We start from the raw sequence: 19,768 nt of genomic DNA, 5'->3' as shown, positions 1-19,768 counted from the left end.
AGGAGACCGGACAACCGGCCGCCCGCACCCGGTCGGTGGCGTCGCCCCCTCGCGCCTAGGATCACCCGCATGAGCAAAGTGCTGTCCGCAGTCGCCTGGCCCTACGCCAACGGCCCCCGCCACATCGGCCACGTCGCCGGTTTCGGGGTGCCCTCGGACGTGTTCAGCCGCTACATGCGGATGGCCGGCCACGACGTGCTGATGGTCTCCGGCACCGACGAGCACGGCACCCCGATCCTGATCGCCGCGGACGAGGCCGGCGTCACCCCGCAGGAGCTCGCCGACCGCAACCACCGGGTGATCGCCGAGGACCTCGCCGCGCTCGGCATCTCCTACGACCTCTACACGCGCACCACCACCCGCAACCACACCGCGGTGGTCCAGGAGCTGTTCACCGGGGTCTACGACAACGGCTACTTCATCGAGAAGACCACGTTCGGGGCGATCAGCCCGTCCACCGGTCGCACGCTGCCCGACCGCTACATCGAGGGCACCTGCCCGATCTGCGGCTACGACAAGGCCCGCGGCGACCAGTGCGACAACTGCGGCAACCAGCTCGACCCGGCCGACCTGAGGGACCCCAGGTCGCGGATCAACGGCGAGACGCCGGAGTTCGTGGAGACCCAGCACTTCTTCCTCGACCTCCCGGCGCTGGCCGATGCGCTCAAGGAGTGGCTCGACGGCCGGGAGGCGACGGGGCTGTGGCGGCCCAACGTGATCCGTTTCAGCCAGAACATCCTCGAGGACATCCGCCCGCGGGCGATGACCCGCGACATCGACTGGGGCATCCCGGTGCCACTGGAGGGCTGGGCCGAGAACCCGACCAAGCGGCTGTACGTGTGGTTCGACGCGGTGATCGGCTACCTGTCGGCGAGCGTGGAGTGGGCCCGTCGTACCGGTGACGACGACCGCTGGCGCGAGTGGTGGAACGACCCCGAGGCGCTGAGCTACTACTTCATGGGCAAGGACAACATCACCTTCCACAGCCAGATCTGGCCGGCGGAGCTGCTGGCCTACGACGGCAAGGGCGACAAGGGTGGCCAGCCGGGCCAGTTCGGCGCGCTGAACCTGCCCACCGAGGTGGTCTCCTCCGAGTTCCTGACGATGGAGGGCAAGAAGTTCAGCTCCTCGCAGCGCGTCGTGATCTACGTCCGCGACCTGCTCAGCCGCTACCAGCCGGACGCGTTCCGCTACTTCGTCGCCGCCGCCGGCCCGGAGAACCAGGACTCCGACTTCACCTGGTCCGAGTTCGTACGCCGCACCAACGACGAGCTCGTCGCCGGCTGGGGCAACCTGGTCAACCGCACCGCGAACATGATCGCCAAGAGCTTCGGCGAGATCCCGGCCGCCGGGCCGCTCGAGGAGACCGACCAGGCGCTGCTGGACCTGGTGGGGTCCACCTTCGACACGGTCGGCGACCTGATCGCCCGGCACCGCCAGAAGGCGGCGATCAACGAGGCCATGCGGGTGGTCTCGGAGGTGAACAAGTACGTCTCGGACTCCGCGCCGTGGAAGCTCAAGGGCGACGACGAGCGCGAGCGTCTCGGCACCATCCTCAACGTGGTGGCCCAGTGCGTCGCCGACCTGAACACGATCCTCTCCCCGTTCCTGCCGTTCTCCGCGAACGCCGTCGACCAGGCCCTCGGCGGAGACGGGGACGTGCAGCCGATGCCGCAGCTGGTCGAGGCGGAGGACCTGGACGGGGGAGCGGGCTACCCGATCCTCACCGGCGACTACACCTCGGTACGCCGCTGGGAGCGCCGCGTGCTCGTGCCCGGAACCCCGATCGAGAAGCCCACCCCGGTGTTCACCAAGCTCGACCCCGTAATCGTCGACGAGGAGCTCGCTCGACTCAGCACCGGAGAGGACGGCCGATGACGGCTCAGATGTACCTGCCGAAGTTCTACGTCAAGCAGAAGCTGACGATGATGGTCAACCGCTACGAGATCAACGAGGCCAACCCCGACGGCTCCGTAGGCCGGCTGATGGCCGTGGCGCAGCAGAAGCGGATGGCGTTCAAGGAGCAGGTCACGTTCTTCCGTGACGACCAGCGCACCCAGCCGGTGTTCTCCTTCCAGGCTCGCCAGGTGATGGACCTGAACGCGGGCTACGACGTCCGTGACGCCGACGGGGCGCCGTTGGGGATGTTCCGCAAGGACTTCGGGCAGAGCCTGCTCCGCTCCACCTTCCACCTCAGTGGACCGGGGCTGGAGGCCACCGGACGGGAGCGCAACCAGGTGGTCGCCCTGCTGCGCCGGTTCGTGGACTTTCCGTTCTCCTTCCACTTCGACTTCGTCGACCAGGGCACCGGTGCGGTGGTGATGACCTCGGAGCGCCAGATGTCGCTGCGCGACCGCTACACCGTCACCGTCCCCGACCCCCGTCTCGACTTCCGCCTCGCGGCCTCGATGGCCGTGGGCCTCGACGCGCTGATGGCCCGCTGAGCCGTGCTCTACCCGCAGGCGAGGAAGGCCGTCGAGGAGGCCGCCGGCGAACCGTTGGTCTGGGAGACCGACATCGACGAGGCACGCCGCGCGGCGCGCGAGGAGGCCGCCGCTGCCCCGCGCGAGGAGGTGGCCGAGGTGACCGACCTCGACGCGGACGGGGTGCCGTGCCGGCTCTACCGCCCCGAGGGCGCGCGACCCGGGCTGCTGGTCCACCTGCACGGCGGGGGGTTCGTGTTCCACGACGTCGAGGTCCACGACGCTGCTGCACGCCGGGTGGCGAACCGCTGCGGGATCGCGGTGCTCAGCGTGGACTACCGGCTTCCCCCCGAGCACCGGTTCCCGGCCGCTCCCGAAGACGTGGACACCGTCCTGGCCTGGCTGGTCCGCGAGCGCCGGACCCGGGGCCTCGAGGGTCCGGTGTTCCTGCACGGTGACAGCGCGGGCGCCAACCTCGCCCTCGTCGCCGCGCTGCGCAACCCGGGGATCGCGGCAGGGCTGGTGCTGATCTACCCGTTCCTGGACCCGACCGCCTCGTTCGAGTCCTACACGACGGCGGCCGACGGCTTCGACCCGCGCGAGGGCGCGTGGTACTGGCAGCAGTACGCCGCCTCGCCCGAGGACCTCGCGCATCCCGACCTCGCCCCGCTCGGGGCCGACCTCGCCGGGCAGGACCGGTTCGCGACGCTGCCGCCCACCCTGGTGGTCACCGCCGGGCAGGACCCCCTCCGCGACGAGGGCGAGCACCTCGCCCAGCTGCTGGCCGAGGCCGGGGTCGAGGTCACCGCGACGCGCTACCTCGGACAGGTGCACGGCTTCTGGCGTCACCCCGACGTCTACGACCCTGCCGAGCCCCTCAACCGCCAGGTCGCCGGCTTCGTCCAGCTGGTCCTGGACCGCTGACCGGGCGGTGAGCCTCGGCGAGGTCCTCGAGCGGGTCCGCGAGAGCGCGTTCGGGACCCAGCCGCCCCCGTCGCTGGGCGTGGTGGTGGCGACCGCCGTCCTGGCGATGCTGCTGATGACGCCACCGCTCTGGCCTCGTGCCCGGCACCTGGTCACCATCGCCCACGAGGGGGCGCACGGAGTGGTGGCGCTGCTCACCGGGCGCCGGCTCTCCGGCATCCGGCTGCACTCCGACACCTCGGGGCTGACCCTGTCGAGCGGCCGGCCGACCGGTCTCGGGATGGTGCTCACCAGTGCTGCGGGCTACGTGGGCCCGGGGTTGATGGGGTTGGGGGCGGCGTACCTGCTCAAGGAGGGGCACGCCGTCGGGATGCTCTGGCTGGCACTGGTGCTCCTCGCCCTGCTCCTGCTCCAGATCCGCAACTTCTACGGCCTCTACGCGGTGCTCGTGGTCGGCCTCGGCGTGTTCGCGCTGTCCTGGTGGGGGAGCCCGCCCGTGCAGGTCGTCCTCGCCCACGTCGGGACCTGGTTCGTGCTCCTGGCAGCGCCCCGCGCCGTGCTGGAGCTGCACGCCCACCGTCGCGGCGGCGGTGCCCGCACCTCGGATGCCGACGTGCTGGCCAGGCTGACGAGAGTCCCCGGCATCGTCTGGGAGGCGGTGTTCTGGCTGGTGAACGTGGCGGCGCTCGTCGTCGGGGGGAGCTGGCTGCTCGCCGCCTCCAGGTGAGCGGGAGGGGTCTGCCAGAATCGCACCATGCGCGTCCACCTGGGTTCTGACCACGCCGGCCTCGAGCTGAAGGACCACCTGGTCGACTGGCTGCGCGAGCAGGGCCACGAGCCCGTGGACCACGGGCCGTTCGTCTACGACGCCCTCGACGACTACCCGGTGTTCTGCCTGCGTGCCGCGGAGGCCGTGGTGGCCGACGAGGGCAGCCTCGGCGTGGTGATCGGCGGCTCGGGCAACGGCGAGCAGATCGCGGCCAACAAGGTCCGTGGAGTCCGCGCGGCCCTCGCCTGGAGCGACGAGACCGCCTCCCTGGCGCGGGAGCACAACGACGCCAACGTCATCTCGGTCGGCGGCCGGATGCACACGCTGGAGGAGATGACGCGGTTCATCGGGATCTTCCTGACCACCGCGTTCACCGGCGAGGAACGGCACTCCCGGCGTATCGCCATGCTCGCGGAGTACGAGTCGAGCGGGGTGCTGCCCCCGCTGCCGGACTCCGCCGTCGGCCTCGGGCCCGATGCCTGAGGGGCACACCCTCCGGCGCCTCGCGAACGACCTCTCGGCCGCGTTCGCCGGCCGTCCGGCCCGGGTGAGCAGCCCCCAGGGACGGTTCGCCGCCGACGCTGCCGTCCTCGACGGACAGCCGGTGCTCGGCGCCGACTCCGCGGGCAAGCACCTGTTCGTGGAGTTCCCCGGTGAGCGCTACATCCACGTCCACCTCGGGCTGATCGGCAAGTTCGAGCTGCACCCTGTCCAGGCGGGGGCCCCGGTGCCCGCTCCGGTCGGCCAGGTCCGGCTGCGCCTGCAGAACGACACGACGTACGCCGACCTGCGGGGCGCCATCCTGTGCGACCTGATCGGCAAGGAGAAGCAGGAGTCGGTGATCGCCGCGCTCGGCGCCGACCCGTTGCGGGCCGACGCGGACCCGATGGCGGCCTGGGCGCGGATCAGCAGGAGCCAGCGGCCGATCGGGGACCTGCTGATGGACCAATCCGTGCTCGCGGGCATCGGGAACGTCTACCGCGCGGAGGTGCTCTTCCGGAACCGGATCCATCCGCTGCGACCGGGCAACACCCTGCGGGTGAGCCAGTTCCGTGCGATCTGGGACGACCTCGTGGAGCTGATGCAGCTCGGCGTGGAGACCGGCCGGATCGACACCGTGCGTCCGGAGCACACCCCCGAGGCGATGGGCCGGCCCGCACGCGTGGACGACCACGGTGGCGAGGTCTACGTCTACCGGCGCACCGGGGCACCGTGCCTGGTGTGCGGCACGGCTGTGCGCACCCAGACGCTGGCCGGACGGAACTCGTTCTGGTGCCCGCGTTGCCAGCCCGTGTTCCGCTCCCGGGCCCAGCGCTGAGATGACCGATCTCGGCAAATCGCTCAAAACGTTACGAAGGACCGACATACTGAGGGGTCCGGTGCCGGGCGTTCGAGGAGGACCCGTCGACACCGTCCGACTCGGCCGAGGGAGGGAACCATGTTGACCGGTTCGCCCACCCGGCACGAGCGTCCCTGGAGCGGACTGTCGTTGCGGGTCCGGCGCGAGATGTCGGTCTCCGACCGGCCGGCGCTCGTGTTCCTGGTCCTGCTCACGGTCGCGTGCACGCTGGTCGGCCTGCTGTCACCGGAGGTCGCCCCCTCCACGGTGCTCCTGCTGCCGATGTTCATCGGAAGCCTGTGGCTCGGCCCCCGGACGCTGCCGTGGTTCGTGGTGTTCGTGTGCGCGTGCTTCTGCGTGCTCCTCGTGGACCAGCCCGTGGTGAGCCTGCGCGCGATCGCCCGGGCGGCGGTCACGTTCGTGATCGCGTTGCTGATCATGCTTGCCTCCTTCCGCAGCGGCCGGCTCGGGGTCTCCGCGCCGCGCAGCGAGGCGATCTTCGTCGACCTCCGCGACCGGATCTCCAAGCAGGGCAACTTGCCGGAGCTGCCCGATTCCTGGCTCGTGGAGTCGGTCGTCAAGTCGGCGGGGGGCACCTCGTTCGCGGGTGACTTCATCGTGGCCCGCCGCTCCGATGGGGACCTGCTGGACCTCGTGGTGGTCGATGTCTCGGGGAAGGGGGTCGAGGCCGGCTCCCAGGCCCTGTTCCTCTCGGGCGCGTTCAACGGCATCGTCTCCGCCGTGCCCGGGGACCAGTTCCTCACCGCGGCCAACCACTACCTGAGCGGCCAGGACTGGGACGAGGGGTTCGCGACCGCGATCCACCTGCACGTCGACCTGGTGAACGGTGACTTCGAGCTGCGCAAGGCCGGGCACCCGCCGGGCATGTGGCTGCACGCGGGGTCAGGGCGGTGGAACGTGGTCAGCTCCGACGGACCGATCCTGGGACTGATCGAGGATGCGGAGTTCGAGTGCGTCCGCGGCACCCTGGCGAGCGGGGACGCGATGCTGCTGTTCACCGACGGACTCGTCGAGACGGCCCGGCGCGACATCTCCCTGGGGATGGACAAGCTGGCCGGGCTGGGGGAGCGGCTGTTCCAGGGCGGCTTCGAGGGCGGCGCGCAGATGCTGGTCGACTCCATGGAGCAGACCGACGACGACCGGGCGCTGGTTCTGGTGCACCGCCGCTGACCCTGCGACCGACGGGGCGACCAAGCGACCGACCAACGGGGCGACCCACGGGGCGACCCACGGGGCGACCGAGTGGGCGGCCGGTTCGTGCAGTGGAGACCCGCTGTGGCACGATGGAGCCCGCCCTCGCGAGGGGGCGTTCGCGGATGTAGCTCAATGGTAGAGCCTCAGTCTTCCAAACTGACTACGCGGGTTCGATTCCCGTCATCCGCTCTCAGGAGCCTTCGAGACGCGTGGAGACACGCTCGGAGGGCCTTCTGGCGGGGCGTAGCGTAGTGGCTAGCGCGCCTGCTTTGGGAGCAGGAGACCGCAGGTTCGAGTCCTGTCGCCCCGACTCCGCATTCGCTCGTGAACGACCACCACAACAGCCCCGAACCCCCGATACCAAGGAGACACCCTGTGAAGAGCGCCGTCGAGACGTTGAGCCCCACCCGGGCCAAGATCACCGTCGAGGTGCCCTTCGAGGAGCTCAAGCCGAGCCTCGACGCGGCGTACCAGGCCATTGCCAAGCAGATCAACATCCCCGGCTTCCGCAAGGGCAAGGTTCCGCCGCCGGTCATCGACCGCCAGGTCGGCCGCGGCGCCGTCCTCGACGAGGCGATCAACGACGCCCTGCCGAAGCTCTACGTCCAGGCGCTCCAGGAGAACGACCTCCAGCCGCTCGCGCAGCCGGAGATCGACGTCACCAAGCTCGAGGACAACACGCTGCTCGAGTTCACCGCCGAGGTCGACGTACGCCCCAGCATCGACGTGCCTGCCTATGACGCGCTCAGCGTGCAGGTCGACGACCTCAAGGTCACCGACGAGGACGTCGCCGAGCAGCTCGACGCGCTCCGCGAGCGGTTCGCCACCCTGCAGGACGTGGACCGCCCGGCGCAGGACGGCGACCTGGTCACCATCGACCTCAAGGCCACCCGTGACGGCGAGGACGTCGAGGGCGGCGAGGTCGCCGGGTACTCCTACAAGGTCGGCTCCGGCGACATGCTCGAGGGCATCGACGACGCGCTCCGCGGCCTCAGCGCCGGCGAGCAGGCCACCTTCACCTCGCAGCTGCTCGGTGGGGACCTGTCCGGCCAGGACGTGGAGGTCTCCGTCACGCTCGGTGCGGTCAAGGAGCAGGAGCTGCCCGAGCTCGACGACGACTTCGCCCAGACCGCCTCGGAGTTCGACACCATCGAGGAGCTGCGTGCGGACGTCGCGGCCCGGCTCGAGCGCGGCAAGCGCCTCGAGCAGGCTGCTGCCGCCCGTGACGCCGTCCTCGAGCAGCTGCTCGACTCCGCTGAGATCCCCCTCCCCGAGGGTGTCGTCGCCGAGGAGCTCGCCGGTCGCCGCCAGGAGATCGACCAGCAGCTGGCCCAGATCGGCATGACGATGGACGCCTACCTCGAGAGCGAGAAGCAGACCATCGACGAGTTCGAGGCCGAGCTCGAGAAGCGGGTCCGCGACGCGATGGCCTCGCAGTTCCTGCTCGACGAGATCGCGCGCACCGAGGAGATCGGTGTCGAGCAGGACGAGCTGTCCCAGCACCTGTTCCGTCGCTCGCAGCAGTCGGGCCAGAACCCGGACGAGTTCATCAAGCACATGGTCGAGCACAACCACATCCCCGAGATGGTCTCCGAGGTCGTGCGCGGCAAGGCCCTGGCGCGGATCGTCGAGGGCGCGACCGTCACCGACGAGTCGGGCAACGTGGTGGACCTGAAGAACCTCCGGCCCGACGGCAGCCTGGGTGACCCCGAGGCCGAGCAGGCAGCCGAGGACGCGGCGCAGGACGCGGGCGAGACCGAGACCGAGGCCGCTCCCGAGGCCGCGGAGACGTCCAAGGACTGATTCCCGGCGGGTCGCGGTGGCCCATTCGCGAGTTTCAGTGAACACTTGTGCACTGTGACGACGAATGACGCCAACGTGCTCGACGCAGCGGCTCTGGCCACGGAGGTCGCCGAAGACCTGATCCTGGGCACCGTCCGAGACGTCCACGGCGCCGTGGCCAAGCGCGTCCACGGCGTCGCAGAGCTCGTGGGCGGCCCGACCGTGACCCGTCGGATCCACGACGGTGTCGCCGGGCTCGTCTACGGCAGCATCAGCGCCAGCCTGAAGCTCTCCGCGAAGGGACTCAGTGTCGCGGGCGAGGCCGGTCTCGCCCCCGAGCTCGAGGCGACCTCGAAGGGCCGGTTCGTCCGGGCAGCGGTGAACGGGCTGATCGGTGACCGGCTGCGCGACGAGGGCTCCCGGTTCAGCTTCGACATGGGGGTCCGTGTCGAGGGCCGCGACGTCGTGCTGGACCGGCCCGGGCTCGCTGCGGCGTACCCGGACGCGAGCGAGGAGCTCGTGGTCTTCGTGCACGGCCTCAGCGAGAACGAGGCCTACTGGAACCGGGCGGCCCGGCCCCGGACCGAGGCGCGCCGTGAGACCCCCGACCGGCGCAGCTACGGCACGCGGATCGCCGAGGAGGGGTGGACCCCGGTGTTCCTCCGGGTGAACACCGGCCTCCCGATCGCGGAGAACGGCGTGGCGATGGCGGCCCTGCTCGACCGCCTCGTCGCCGCCTGGCCCACCGACGTACGCCGGATCGCGCTCGTGGGTCACTCCATGGGCGGGCTGATCCTGCGCGCGGCCTGTGCCGTCACCACCGACAGCGACCTGCCCTGGACCGACCTGGTCACCGACGTGGTGTGCCTGGGGACCCCGCACCTCGGCGCGCCGCTGGAGCGCGTCGTGAACAAGGGGGTCGGCGTGATCGGGCGCGTCCCGGAGGCGGCCCCGTTCGGGCGCATCCTGGAGTACCGCTCGACCGGCATCCTGGACCTGCGGCACGGCCTGGCGGAGGACGTCCAGAACCTCCCGAACGCTCGTTACCGGCTGGTGGCGGCCACCTTGACCAGATCCCCACGCTCGGTCACCGCGCACACCATCGGGGACTACCTGGTGCCCTACTCCTCCGCACTGGGGATGCGCCGCAACGGCGAGGAGATGTTCCCGGGGGCCGAGACCCTGCACGTGCCCCTGGCCGACCACTTCGACCTGCTCAACCACGACGACGTCTACGCCGCGGTCCGGGCGTGGCTGCTGGACCGCTCCGACGCCCCGACCAAGGACGAGAGCCCCGCCCGGTGAGCCCCGACGAGCCCCGATGAGTCTGCTGTGGGCGAACAACGGGATTTGCCCGTGGAAATGTCCCCGGGGGCGTCTAGGGTCGGTCCCGTGACTGAGAACTCCATGCACGGCCTGACCACTCCGCGGATGGACGGCGGGGGAGGGTCCTACGGCCTCGACGACCACATCTACCAGCGTCTCCTGCGAGAGCGCATCGTCTTCCTCGGTTCGGAGGTGCGCGACCAGAACGCCAACGCGATCTGCGCCCAGCTCCTGCTGCTGAGCGCCGAGGACCCCGAGGCCGACATCTTCCTGCACATCAACAGCCCCGGTGGCTCGGTCGATGCCGGGATGGCGATCTACGACACGATGAACTACATCCCCAACGACGTGGCCACCGTCGGCATGGGCCTCGCGGCCTCCATGGGCCAGTTCCTGCTGTGCGCCGGCGAGAAGGGCAAGCGCTACGCCCTCCCGCACGCGCGGATCATGATGCACCAGCCCTCGGGCGGCATGGGCGGTTCCGCGTCCGACATCAAGATCCAGGCGCAGCAGTCGCTGCACATCAAGAAGGTGCTCTTCGAGCTGATCAGCAAGCACACGGGCCAGCCGCTGGAGCAGGTCGAGACCGACGCCGACCGCGACCGGTGGTTCACCGCCGCGCAGGCGAAGGACTACGGCTTCATCGACCACGTGATCACCAGCGCACGGGACGCGGTCGACGAGGGCCGTCCCGCCCGCTCCAAGTGACCCTCCGCTGCCACCAGAATCGAGAGCATTGATGAACTACTACATCCCACAGTGGGAAGAGCGGACCTCCTACGGAGTTCGCCGGATCGACCCCTACGCCAAGCTCTTCGAGGACCGGATCATCTTCCTCGGGACCCCGATCAGCGACGACATCGCCAACGCGGTGATGGCCCAGCTGCTGTGCCTGGAGTCGATGGACCCCTCGCGCGACATCCAGATCTACATCAACAGCCCCGGTGGCTCGTTCACCGCGATGACCGCGATCTACGACACGATGCAGTTCATCCAGCCCGACGTGCAGACCGTGTGCCTGGGCCAGGCCGCCTCGGCGGCCGCCGTCCTGCTGGCGGCCGGTGCCCCGGGCAAGCGCCTGGCGCTGCCGAACAGCCGGATCCTCATCCACCAGCCCTACACCGAGGGCACCTACGGCCAGTCCTCGGACATCGAGATCCAGGCCAACGAGATCCTGCGGATGCGTGAGCTGCTCGAGAAGCTGATCGCCCAGCACTCCGGCAAGACTCCGGAGGAGGTCAATCTCGACATCGAGCGCGACAAGATCCTCACCTCCGACGCTGCTCTCGAGTACGGCCTGATCGACTCCATCCTGGAATCGCGCAAGGCCGTGGCGGCACTCGGGGCCGGTCGCTAGTTTCAACAGTCGTGTCCTCCACCGAGGAGCACGATCTCGGAGTACGGTCATGGGACGCCTTGTCTGGACGTTGTCGGGCGAGAAACGTGGTCGGGCGAGACATGAAGGCGGGCTCCGGCCCGATCGAGAGGATGAGGTTGGATGGCACGGATCGGTGACGGCGGGGACCTCCTGAAGTGCTCCTTCTGCGGAAAGAGCCAGAAGCAGGTCAAGAAGTTGATCGCCGGTCCAGGCGTCTACATCTGCGACGAGTGCATCGACCTGTGCAACGAGATCATCGAGGAGGAGCTCAACGAGACGGCCGAGGTCGGTCTCGAGGAGCTGCCGAAGCCGCGTGAGATCTTCGAGTTCCTCAACTCCTACGTGATCGGCCAGGAGAACGCCAAGAAGTCGCTCGCGGTGGCGGTCTACAACCACTACAAGCGGGTGCAGTCCGGCGTCGCGGTCAACCCGGCCAAGCAGTCCAAGGAAGACGCGGTCGAGGTGGCCAAGTCCAACATCCTGGTCATCGGTCCCACCGGCTGCGGCAAGACCTACCTGGCGCAGACGCTGGCCCGGATGCTCAACGTGCCGTTCGCGATCGCCGATGCCACCGCCCTCACCGAGGCCGGCTACGTCGGCGAGGACGTGGAGAACATCCTGCTCAAGCTGATCCAGGCGGCCGACTACGACGTGAAGAAGGCCGAGACCGGGATCATCTACATCGACGAGATCGACAAGGTGGCCCGCAAGGCCGAGAACCCGTCGATCACGCGCGACGTCTCCGGCGAGGGCGTGCAGCAGGCCCTGCTGAAGATCCTGGAGGGCACCACGGCCTCGGTGCCGCCCCAGGGTGGTCGCAAGCACCCCCACCAGGAGTTCATCCAGATCGACACCACGAACATCCTGTTCGTGGTGGGTGGGGCCTTCGCCGGGCTCGAGCACATCGTCGAGCAGCGGGTGGGCAAGAAGACCCTGGGCTTCACCGCCGAGATGCGCAGCTCCAACGAGACCGAGTCCGACGCGATGTTCGCCCAGGTCCGCCCCGAGGACCTGGTCAAGTTCGGCCTGATCCCGGAGTTCATCGGCCGGCTGCCCCTGATCGCCAGCGTGAACAAGCTCGACCAGGCTGCCCTGGTGCAGATCCTCACCGAGCCCCGCAACGCGCTGATCAAGCAGTACCAGAAGCTCTTCGAGATCGACGGCGTCGAGCTCGAGTTCACCGACGACGCGGTCGAGGCGATCGCCGACAAGGCGATGGAGCGCGGCACCGGTGCCCGTGGCCTGCGCGCGATCATCGAGGAGGTGCTCCTCAACGTGATGTACGACGTGCCCTCCCGCGAGGACATCGGCAAGGTCGTGGTGACCGGTGAGGCCGTCTCGGACAACGTGAACCCGACGCTGGTCCCGCGCGAGGCCGAGCCCCGCAAGAAGAAGTCCGCCTGAGCTGACAGGGTCCCCTTTCGGGGGGACCGGGGCGTGCTTCTTGCCCGTACAGTGCCCGTTTAGGCCATTTCGTCGTATCCTCGACGAGCGTGGTGGCGAATGCCCGACGCGTGGCATCCGGGGGGATCCTAGGAATGAGCTCTGAGCAGCGCCGGCCGTTGGTGGCCTTCCTGGTCGTGCTCGTCGCGGCCGGCCTGATCATGGTCCAGGGCCTGCGCACCCAGATGTTCGAGGTCCTGGTCGAGGCAGGTGCCCCGCGAGGAGTGGTCGCCGCGGTGGCGCCGGACATGGTGCTGCGCCAGGCCCTGGACAGGGCGCCGGTGGAACGTGCCCCGGCCGCGGACCGGGCCCGCACCGTCGACCCTGCTCCCGAGCTCTCGGGGGCGGCCCCCGGCTCCGAGGGCCCCTCGACCGAGCCGGGCGCCCGCGCACAGGGCCGGGACGGCAGCGGCACCGATCGACCCCGCCGAGCCTCGGTGCACGTGCCCGAACCCTCCACGGGTGCGCCTGCCGCCGCTCCGCTCGCCCCGGCACCGCCGGCGGCCGTCCCCGCACCCGCCCAGCAGCCGGGCCAGAGGCCGGGCCAGCAGCAGGGACAGGGCCCGGACCCGCGGCCGGTTCCGACCGTGCGGGACGAGGGTCCGAGCAAGGACAAGCCGGGGCGCGGCGAGGGCCGGAACCGTCCGCACTGGTTTGGTGAGCGTGGCAAGACCACTCGCGGTCCCGACCACAGCGACCGCAGGGATCGCAGCGACCGTGACCGGCGCACCCACAAGGCGCCACGGCCGGGGTTCCCGGGGAAGGCGTTCGGCCGCCACGGTCACGGTGAGTCCGGCCCTGAGAAGCGGGCCGAGAAGCGGGCCGAGAAGCGGGCTGAGAAGCGCACCGAGAAGCGGGCCTGGAAGCACAGCGGCAAGCACACCTGGAAGCGCGGGCCCAAGGCCACCAGCCCGGGCAGGCTCGACCACAGGCGGCACGACGGCCGGCACACGGGGTCCCGGGGCCAGCACGACCGTCACCAGCACGGCCTGCACCAGCGCCGCGGTCGCTGACCCCCGGCCGAGGAGCCTCCCGGCCCCTCGGACGTCACCGCTTGGGCGGCGGTTCCCCCAGCACGGCCTCGACGCGGATCTCGGGACCGTCCTCGGAGGCCACCAGCTGCAGGTCCCCGGTGATCGAGCCCACGGCACGCAGGTCGCTCTCCGCGCTCCGGATCGCCTCCAGCGCCGCAGCGGGCCCGGTCACGGTGGCGTGCTCGACCGGGGTGCGCATGCCCACCTTGGCCGTCGACTTCGCACCGCGGACGCCGGCCAGCACGGCGGCCACCGCGTCCAGCACCGCGGCGTCGTAGCCGGCGGTCTCGCCGAGCTCCTCGGCGGTGGGCCACGCCGAGGTGTGCACCGAGCCCTGCTGCCACCACGACCACACCTCTTCGGTGGCGTAGGGCAGGAACGGGGCGAAGAGCCGCAGCTGGACGTGCAGCGCGGTGGCGAGGGCGGCCTTAGCCGAGCCGGTGACCGGGTCCTCGGCGTCCCCGTCGCCGTAGGCGCGCTCCTTGACCAGCTCGACGTAGTCGTCGCAGAAGTCCCAGAAGAACTTCTCGGTCTCCTCCAGCGCGGTGGTGTAGTCGTAGTCCGCGAACGCCCGGGTGGCCGCGGTGACGGTGCGGGCCAGCTTGCCCAGCAGCGCCCGGTCCACGGGCTCGGTGACCAGGGCGGGGTCGACGGTGGTGGCGCCGACGCTGCCGAGGACGAACTTGGACACGTTGAGCACCTTCATCGCCAGCCGGCGACCGACCTTCATCTGGGTCTCGTCGAAGGGGGAGTCCAGGCCCGGTCGCGCCATTGCGGCCCGCCAGCGCACGGCGTCGGCGCCGTACTTGTCGAGGACCTCGTTGGGCACGACGACGTTGCCCTTGGACTTGGACATCTTCTTGCGGTCGGGGTCGACGATGAAGCCCGAGATCACCGCGTGCGACCAGGGGGCGGTGTGGTTCTCGAAGTGCGCCCGGACGATGCGCGAGAACAGCCAGGTGCGGATGATGTCGTGCGCGTTGGTGCACAGGTCCATCGGGAAGACGCGCTCGAAGAGGTCGGGGTCCTCCTCCCAGCCGCCGGCGATGTGCGGGGTCAGCGAGGAGGTGGCCCAGGTGTCCATCACGTCGGGGTCGCCCATGAACCCGCCCGGCTTGCCGCGCTGGTCCTCGGAGTAGCCCGACGGCGCCTGGGTCGAGGGGTCGATCGGGAGCTGGTCCTCGCTCGGGAGCAGCGGGTGCTGGTAGTCGGGCTCACCGGCGTCGTCGAGGGTGTACCAGACCGGGAACGGGATCCCGAAGAACCGCTGGCGCGAGACCAGCCAGTCGCCGTTCAGGCCGCCGACCCAGTTGTCGAAGCGGTGCTTCATGTGCGGCGGCACCCACTGGACCTCGGCGCCGCGCTCGAGCATCTCCGTGCGCAGCTGCGGGTCCCGGCCGCCGTTGGTGATGTACCACTGGCGGGTCGCGACGATCTCGAGCGGCTTGTCGCCCTTCTCGTAGAAGTTCGCCATCCGCTGGGTCGGCTTCGGCTCGCCGTCGAGGTCGCCGCTCTCTCGCAGCAGGGCGACCATCGCCTCCCGGGCGCCGAAGGCGGTCTTGCCCTTGAGCTCCTCGTACGCCGCAGCGGCGGCCGGGCTGGAGAGCCACTCGGGGGTGTCGCGGGAGAGGCGGCCGTCGCGGCCGATCAGCGTCCGCACCGGCAGCTGCAGCTCGCGCCACCAGGTGACGTCGGTCAGGTCGCCGAAGGTGCAGGACATCGCGATGCCGGCACCCTTGTCGGGCTCGGCCAGCGGGTGCGCCAGCACCGGGATCTCCACGCCGAAGACCGGCGAGGTCACGGTGGTGCCGAACAGTGGCTGGTAGCGCTCGTCGTCGGGGTGGGCGACCAGCGCGACGACCGACGGGATCAGCTCAGGACGGGTGGTCTCGATGTAGACCGGCTCGTCACCGGCGTGGAAGGCGACCCGGTGGTAGTGCCCGGCGTACTCGCGCGCCTCGAGCTCCGCCTGGGCCACCGCGGTCTGGAAGGTGACGTCCCACAGGGTCGGCGCCTCCTGGAGGTAGGCCTCGCCCCGGGCGAAGTTGCGCAGGAACGCACGCTGGCTGACCTTCTGCGCCTTGGGGCCGATCGTCGTGTAGTGCTGGCTCCAGTCGACCGAGAGCCCCAGGGTGCGCCACAGGTCCTCGAAGACCTGCTCGTCCTGCTCGACGAGCTGCTCGCACAGCTCGATGAAGTTGGGCCGGCTGATCGGCACCTGGCGCTTGGGGTCCGGCTTCGCGGGCGGGGTGAAGTCGGCGTCGTAGGGCAGCGAGGGGTCGCAACGCACCCCGTAGTAGTTCTGCACCCGGCGCTCGGTGGGCAGGCCGTTGTCGTCCCAGCCCATCGGGTAGAACACCGACTTGCCCTGCATCCGCTGGAAGCGCGCGACCAGGTCGGTGTGGGTGTAGGAGAAGACGTGGCCCACGTGCAGCGACCCGGAGACGGTCGGCGGGGGAGTGTCGATCGAGTAGACCTCGCTGCGCGGGCGGGTCCGGTCGAAGGCGTAGGTGTCGTCGGCCTTCCACTGCGCGGACCACTTGGCCTCCAGGCCCTCGAGCGCGGCGCGGTCCGGTACGACGGCAGCGGCGGCCGTCTCGCGGGGTGCGGTGTTCTCGGGGGAGTCAGTCATGATGCGAATCCTACGGAGATGCAGGTCCCCACTCGTCACGACCTAGACTTCCACTCGATGGACACCACCCCCTTCCCCGATGCCTCCGCTCCTGATGCGGCCCCCGAAGCACGTCTCGCCGAGTCCTACGACGAGGTCGCCGATGCCTTGCTGAGCCGTTGGCCCGAGAGCCGGCTCGACCCGACCCTGGACCGCATCTCGGACTTCATGGAGCTGCTCGGCGACCCCCAGCGCACCTACCCGGTGGTCCACATCACCGGCACCAACGGCAAGACCTCCACCGCCCGGATGATCGAGACCCTGATCGCGACGGCCGGGCTCCGGGTCGGGAGGTTCACCAGCCCCCACCTGGAGTCGATGACCGAGCGGATCAGCCTCGACGGCGAGCCGATCAGCGAGGAGGACTTCGTCCGCGCGTTCAACGACGTGGCGCCGTACACCCACCTCGTCGACGCCGACCACGACCACCCGCTGTCCTTCTTCGAGACCATCGTCGCCATGGCGTACGCCGCCTTCGCCGACGCCCCCGTCGACGCGGCCGTCGTCGAGGTCGGGATGGGCGGCACCTGGGACGCCACCAACGTGATGGACGCCAAGGTCGCCGTGCTCACGCCGATCGCGGTCGACCACGCGAGCTACCTCGGCTCGACGCCGGCCACGGTCGCGCGGGAGAAGGTCGGGATCATCAAGCCCGGCACCGTGGTGGTCTCGGCCGTGCAGTCCGAGGAGGTCGCCCAGGTGATCGTGGAGCAGTGCACCGAGGTGGGCGCCACGCTCCTGCGTGAGGGCCTCGACTTCGGGGTGACGAGCAGGGTGCCCGCCGTCGGCGGTCAGGTGCTCGGCCTGCAGGGGCTGCGCGGTGCCTACGAGGAGGTGTTCCTCCCGCTCTACGGCGCCCACCAGGCACAGAACGCCGTACTGGCGCTCGCCGCGGTCGAGGCGCTGCTCGGTGACGAGGTGCTGGAGGCCGGCCTGGTGCTGGAGGCGTTCGCCGAGGTGACCTCTCCCGGTCGCCTGGAGGTGATCCGCCGCTCGCCCACGATCGTGCTCGACGCGGCGCACAACCCGCACGGTGCGACGGCGCTGGTCGCGGCCATCGAGGACTCGTTCCAGTTCTCGCCGCTGATCGGCGTGGTCGCGGTGATGGCCGACAAGGACTACGAGGGCCTGCTCTCCGAGCTCGAGCCGGTGCTGTCCCACATCGTGTGCACCCAAAACTCCACCTCGCGCTCGATGCCGGCCTCCGAGCTGGCCGAGGCGGCGCTGGGGATCTTCGGGCAGGACCGGGTCAGCGAGACCCCCTCGCTGGCCGACGCCCTGGACCAGGCCGCGGCACTGGCCGAGGCAGGCGGTGCCTTCGGCGACGCGATCGGCTCCGGTGGGGTGCTGGTCACGGGATCCGTGGTCACGGTCGGCGAGGCACGCAGCATGCTGCGCTCGCGGCGCAACCCCGACGGCAGCCGCAGCCGGGAACAGGACCAGGGCTGATGCAGCGACGACTCTGCGCCGCGATCCTCGCGCTGGAGGCGATCGCGTTCGGCCTGGCCACGCCGGTGCTGATCTCGGTGGCCGGCGTCTCCACCGCGCTGGCGCTGTGGGTGGGCCTCGGTCTCACCCTCGCCTGCGTCGTGGCGGCCGGGACCCTGCGCTTCGCCTGGGCCTACTGGCTGGGGTGGGTCATCCAGGTGGCTGCGATCGCCCTCGGCTTCGCGGTCCCGACGATGTTCTTCCTCGGCGCGGTCTTCCTCGCGCTGTGGGCCACGGCGTACTTCCTCGGCCGCAAGATCGAGGCCGAGCGGGCGGAGTGGGAGCGCACCGGGAACTACCCCGGGAAGGCGGCCGGGCAGGCCCAGGCCGATCCGGCTGACCACCCGCACTAGGCTGGTGGGTATGACCGACGGCACAGCACTGCGCACCCTGGTCCTGCTCAAGCCCGACACCGTACGCCGAGGGCTGGTGGGCCAGGTCCTGTCCCGGTACGAGGCCAAGGGCCTGGGCATCGTCGCGATGGAGCAGCGGCACATCGACGCGGCCCAGGCCGACGCGCACTACGCCGAGCACGTGGAGAAGGACTTCTACCCCCCGCTGCGCGACTTCGTGACGAGCGGTCCGCTCGTCGCGGCGGTCCTCGAGGGCGAGCAGGCGATCGAGGTAGTGCGCGCCCTCAACGGGGCCACCGACGGTCGCAAGGCCGCCCCGGGCACGATCCGCGGCGACCTGTCGCTGTCCAACCGGGAGAACCTCGTGCACGGCTCGGACAGCCCCGAGTCCGCAGCCCGCGAGATCGCCCTGTGGTTCCCCGAGCTCGCCTGACCGCCTGCCCCTGACCGCCTGACCGCCGCTCGGGCGACAAGCTCACACCGTGGGGCCGCGTGTCGTCCCGAGAAGTCGTCGGGTCGCCTCTTAGGCTTCGATGACGGTGGGGCGCGTGTCGTGCCACACCGCTTCCCCACCACTGCAGCTTCGAGGCGGAACCGATGGCCAACAGTCTGATCGGCCGCGACATGGCGGTCGACCTCGGTACGGCGAACACGCTCGTCTACGTGCGGGGCAAGGGCGTCCTGGTCGACGAGCCCTCCGTGGTGGCGATGAACAGCCAGACCCACGAGATCCTCGCCGTGGGCCACGAGGCCAAGCGGATGATCGGCCGTACGCCGGACGGGATCACCGCGATCCGGCCGCTGAAGGACGGCGTGATCGCCGACCTGGACGCGACCGAGGAGATGCTGCGCTACTTCATCCAGCAGGTGCACAAGCGCCGCTACTTCACCAAGCCCCGGATGATCATCTGCGTGCCCAGCGGCGTCACCGCCGTTGAGCAGCGCGCAGTCAAGGAGGCCGGCTACCAGGCCGGCGCCCGCCGGGTCTACATCATCGAGGAGCCGATGGCGGCTGCCATCGGTGCCGGGCTCCCGGTGCACGAGGCCACCGGCAACATGGTCGTCGACGTCGGCGGTGGCACCACCGGCGTGGCGGTCATCTCCCTGGGCGGTCTGGTCACCACGCTCTCGGTGCGTACGGCGGGCAACGAGCTCGACCACGCGATCGTGACCTGGATGAAGAAGGAGCACTCCCTGATGCTGGGGGAGCGCACCGCCGAGGAGATCAAGATGACCCTCGGCTCCGCCTTCCCGCTGCCGCAGGAGCGTCAGGCCGAGGTCCGCGGGCGCGACATGGTCTCCGGCCTCCCACGCACCGTCACCGTCGGCAGCCCCGAGATCCGCAAGGCGCTCGAGGAGCAGCTGCACGCCATCGTCGACGCGGTGCGCACCACCCTCGACCAGACGCCCCCCGAGCTGGCCGGCGACATCATGGACCGCGGGATCGTCCTCACCGGCGGAGGCGCCCTCCTGATGGGCCTCGACGAACGCATCCGTCACGAGACCGGGATGCCGGTGCACATCGCCAGCCACCCGCTCACCTCGGTGGCCCTCGGCGCCGGCAAGTGCGTCGAGGAGTTCGAGGCGCTGCAGCAGGTGCTCGTCTCGGACCACAGGCGGTAA

The 19,768-nt window shown here is 70.2% G+C and carries 18 protein-coding genes and 2 tRNA genes; 19 read left to right on the top strand and 1 reads right to left on the bottom strand.

Annotation, left to right across the window (positions count from 1 at the left end; all coding sequences use genetic code 11):
* Nucleotides 1-69: 69 nt before the first annotated feature.
* The 15 genes from metG (at nucleotide 70) to AC4BGB_RS05200 (ending at nucleotide 13,612) form a co-directional block, all read left to right on the top strand.
* Nucleotides 70-1,878, top strand: a complete 1,809-nt coding sequence (gene metG, locus AC4BGB_RS05270; RefSeq protein WP_490545380.1) for a methionine--tRNA ligase — start codon at nucleotides 70-72, stop codon at nucleotides 1,876-1,878.
* Entirely contained in the window at nucleotides 1,875-2,444 is a 570-nt protein-coding gene (locus tag AC4BGB_RS05265; RefSeq protein ID WP_490545378.1) for an LURP-one-related family protein, read from the top strand. The genes metG and AC4BGB_RS05265 overlap by 4 nt, the downstream gene beginning before the upstream one ends.
* 3 nt (nucleotides 2,445-2,447) lie before the next feature.
* On the top strand, nucleotides 2,448-3,347 hold the full coding sequence (locus tag AC4BGB_RS05260; RefSeq protein ID WP_490545375.1) for an alpha/beta hydrolase: 900 nt from the start codon (nucleotides 2,448-2,450) through the stop codon (nucleotides 3,345-3,347).
* Between the two features lie 7 nt (nucleotides 3,348-3,354).
* Nucleotides 3,355-4,074 carry a M50 family metallopeptidase gene (locus tag AC4BGB_RS05255; RefSeq protein WP_490545373.1) on the top strand — a complete coding sequence of 240 codons (720 nt, stop codon included), beginning with the start codon at nucleotides 3,355-3,357 and terminating at the stop codon, nucleotides 4,072-4,074.
* A gap of 27 nt (nucleotides 4,075-4,101) precedes the next feature.
* Complete coding sequence (locus tag AC4BGB_RS05250) at nucleotides 4,102-4,599, top strand: ribose-5-phosphate isomerase (RefSeq protein WP_490545371.1); 498 nt, start codon at nucleotides 4,102-4,104, stop codon at nucleotides 4,597-4,599.
* Nucleotides 4,592-5,434 (top strand): Fpg/Nei family DNA glycosylase, encoded by an 843-nt coding sequence (locus AC4BGB_RS05245; RefSeq protein WP_490545367.1) that lies wholly within the window; start codon nucleotides 4,592-4,594, stop codon nucleotides 5,432-5,434. Before AC4BGB_RS05250 ends, AC4BGB_RS05245 begins: the two co-directional genes overlap by 8 nt.
* Nucleotides 5,435-5,554: 120 nt before the next feature.
* Complete coding sequence (locus tag AC4BGB_RS05240) at nucleotides 5,555-6,646, top strand: PP2C family protein-serine/threonine phosphatase (RefSeq protein WP_490545364.1); 1,092 nt, start codon at nucleotides 5,555-5,557, stop codon at nucleotides 6,644-6,646.
* Between the two features lie 142 nt (nucleotides 6,647-6,788).
* Nucleotides 6,789-6,859 (top strand) — tRNA-Gly (locus AC4BGB_RS05235).
* A gap of 48 nt (nucleotides 6,860-6,907) precedes the next feature.
* Nucleotides 6,908-6,980, top strand: a tRNA-Pro gene (locus AC4BGB_RS05230).
* Nucleotides 6,981-7,045: 65 nt separating this feature from the next.
* On the top strand, nucleotides 7,046-8,473 hold the full coding sequence (gene tig, locus AC4BGB_RS05225) for a trigger factor (RefSeq protein WP_490545362.1): 1,428 nt from the start codon (nucleotides 7,046-7,048) through the stop codon (nucleotides 8,471-8,473).
* Nucleotides 8,474-8,527: 54 nt separating this feature from the next.
* On the top strand, nucleotides 8,528-9,757 hold the full coding sequence (locus tag AC4BGB_RS05220) for an alpha/beta fold hydrolase (protein WP_490545360.1): 1,230 nt from the start codon (nucleotides 8,528-8,530) through the stop codon (nucleotides 9,755-9,757).
* Between the two features lie 102 nt (nucleotides 9,758-9,859).
* Nucleotides 9,860-10,486: an ATP-dependent Clp protease proteolytic subunit gene (locus tag AC4BGB_RS05215; RefSeq protein ID WP_490546788.1), complete on the top strand. Its 627-nt coding sequence runs from the start codon at nucleotides 9,860-9,862 to the stop codon at nucleotides 10,484-10,486.
* A 31-nt stretch (nucleotides 10,487-10,517) separates the two neighbouring features.
* Nucleotides 10,518-11,135 (top strand): ATP-dependent Clp protease proteolytic subunit, encoded by a 618-nt coding sequence (locus AC4BGB_RS05210; RefSeq protein WP_490545358.1) that lies wholly within the window; start codon nucleotides 10,518-10,520, stop codon nucleotides 11,133-11,135.
* A gap of 141 nt (nucleotides 11,136-11,276) precedes the next feature.
* The gene (gene clpX / locus AC4BGB_RS05205; RefSeq protein WP_490545356.1) at nucleotides 11,277-12,560 is read left to right on the top strand and encodes an ATP-dependent Clp protease ATP-binding subunit ClpX; all 1,284 of its coding nucleotides are present in this window, start codon (nucleotides 11,277-11,279) and stop codon (nucleotides 12,558-12,560) included.
* A 134-nt stretch (nucleotides 12,561-12,694) separates the two neighbouring features.
* Nucleotides 12,695-13,612 (top strand): hypothetical protein, encoded by a 918-nt coding sequence (locus AC4BGB_RS05200; protein WP_490545354.1) that lies wholly within the window; start codon nucleotides 12,695-12,697, stop codon nucleotides 13,610-13,612.
* Nucleotides 13,613-13,646: 34 nt separating this feature from the next.
* Here AC4BGB_RS05200 and valS read toward each other — a convergent pair whose 3' ends face one another.
* Nucleotides 13,647-16,265, bottom strand: coding sequence for a valine--tRNA ligase (gene valS / locus AC4BGB_RS05195; RefSeq protein WP_490545352.1), 2,619 nt, complete (start codon nucleotides 16,263-16,265; stop codon nucleotides 13,647-13,649).
* 57 nt (nucleotides 16,266-16,322) lie between these two features.
* On the opposite strand from valS, the gene AC4BGB_RS05190 reads away from it, so the two are divergent.
* The 4 genes from AC4BGB_RS05190 to AC4BGB_RS05175 all read left to right on the top strand — a co-directional run bounded on the left by AC4BGB_RS05190 (nucleotide 16,323) and on the right by AC4BGB_RS05175 (nucleotide 19,768).
* Nucleotides 16,323-17,753, top strand: coding sequence for a bifunctional folylpolyglutamate synthase/dihydrofolate synthase (locus AC4BGB_RS05190; RefSeq protein ID WP_490545350.1), 1,431 nt, complete (start codon nucleotides 16,323-16,325; stop codon nucleotides 17,751-17,753).
* Nucleotides 17,753-18,145, top strand: coding sequence for a DUF4233 domain-containing protein (locus AC4BGB_RS05185; RefSeq protein WP_490545348.1), 393 nt, complete (start codon nucleotides 17,753-17,755; stop codon nucleotides 18,143-18,145). Before AC4BGB_RS05190 ends, AC4BGB_RS05185 begins: the two co-directional genes overlap by 1 nt.
* A gap of 10 nt (nucleotides 18,146-18,155) precedes the next feature.
* Complete coding sequence (gene ndk / locus AC4BGB_RS05180; RefSeq protein ID WP_490545346.1) at nucleotides 18,156-18,578, top strand: nucleoside-diphosphate kinase; 423 nt, start codon at nucleotides 18,156-18,158, stop codon at nucleotides 18,576-18,578.
* A gap of 164 nt (nucleotides 18,579-18,742) precedes the next feature.
* Complete coding sequence (locus AC4BGB_RS05175) at nucleotides 18,743-19,768, top strand: rod shape-determining protein (protein WP_490545345.1); 1,026 nt, start codon at nucleotides 18,743-18,745, stop codon at nucleotides 19,766-19,768.

The organism is Nocardioides sp. Z30_9 (assembly GCF_058215735.1).
This window is presented reverse-complemented; position numbering and strand designations above follow the sequence as displayed.

What these genes read in the sequence shown, in the direction of transcription:
- AC4BGB_RS05265 (WP_490545378.1), top strand. Translation starts at nt 1,875, where the DNA reads ATGACGGCTCAGATGTACCTGCCGAAGTTCTACGTCAAGCAGAAGCTG.
- AC4BGB_RS05185 (WP_490545348.1), top strand. Translation starts at nt 17,753, where the DNA reads ATGCAGCGACGACTCTGCGCCGCGATCCTCGCGCTGGAGGCGATCGCG.
- AC4BGB_RS05215 (WP_490546788.1), top strand. Translation starts at nt 9,860, where the DNA reads ATGCACGGCCTGACCACTCCGCGGATGGACGGCGGGGGAGGGTCCTAC.
- AC4BGB_RS05250 (WP_490545371.1), top strand. Translation starts at nt 4,102, where the DNA reads ATGCGCGTCCACCTGGGTTCTGACCACGCCGGCCTCGAGCTGAAGGAC.
- AC4BGB_RS05175 (WP_490545345.1), top strand. Translation starts at nt 18,743, where the DNA reads ATGGCCAACAGTCTGATCGGCCGCGACATGGCGGTCGACCTCGGTACG.
- metG (WP_490545380.1), top strand. Translation starts at nt 70, where the DNA reads ATGAGCAAAGTGCTGTCCGCAGTCGCCTGGCCCTACGCCAACGGCCCC.
- AC4BGB_RS05240 (WP_490545364.1), top strand. Translation starts at nt 5,555, where the DNA reads ATGTTGACCGGTTCGCCCACCCGGCACGAGCGTCCCTGGAGCGGACTG.
- AC4BGB_RS05190 (WP_490545350.1), top strand. Translation starts at nt 16,323, where the DNA reads ATGGACACCACCCCCTTCCCCGATGCCTCCGCTCCTGATGCGGCCCCC.
- ndk (WP_490545346.1), top strand. Translation starts at nt 18,156, where the DNA reads ATGACCGACGGCACAGCACTGCGCACCCTGGTCCTGCTCAAGCCCGAC.
- AC4BGB_RS05245 (WP_490545367.1), top strand. Translation starts at nt 4,592, where the DNA reads ATGCCTGAGGGGCACACCCTCCGGCGCCTCGCGAACGACCTCTCGGCC.
- clpX (WP_490545356.1), top strand. Translation starts at nt 11,277, where the DNA reads ATGGCACGGATCGGTGACGGCGGGGACCTCCTGAAGTGCTCCTTCTGC.
- AC4BGB_RS05210 (WP_490545358.1), top strand. Translation starts at nt 10,518, where the DNA reads ATGAACTACTACATCCCACAGTGGGAAGAGCGGACCTCCTACGGAGTT.
- AC4BGB_RS05200 (WP_490545354.1), top strand. Translation starts at nt 12,695, where the DNA reads ATGAGCTCTGAGCAGCGCCGGCCGTTGGTGGCCTTCCTGGTCGTGCTC.
- valS (WP_490545352.1), bottom strand. Translation starts at nt 16,265, where the DNA reads ATGACTGACTCCCCCGAGAACACCGCACCCCGCGAGACGGCCGCCGCT.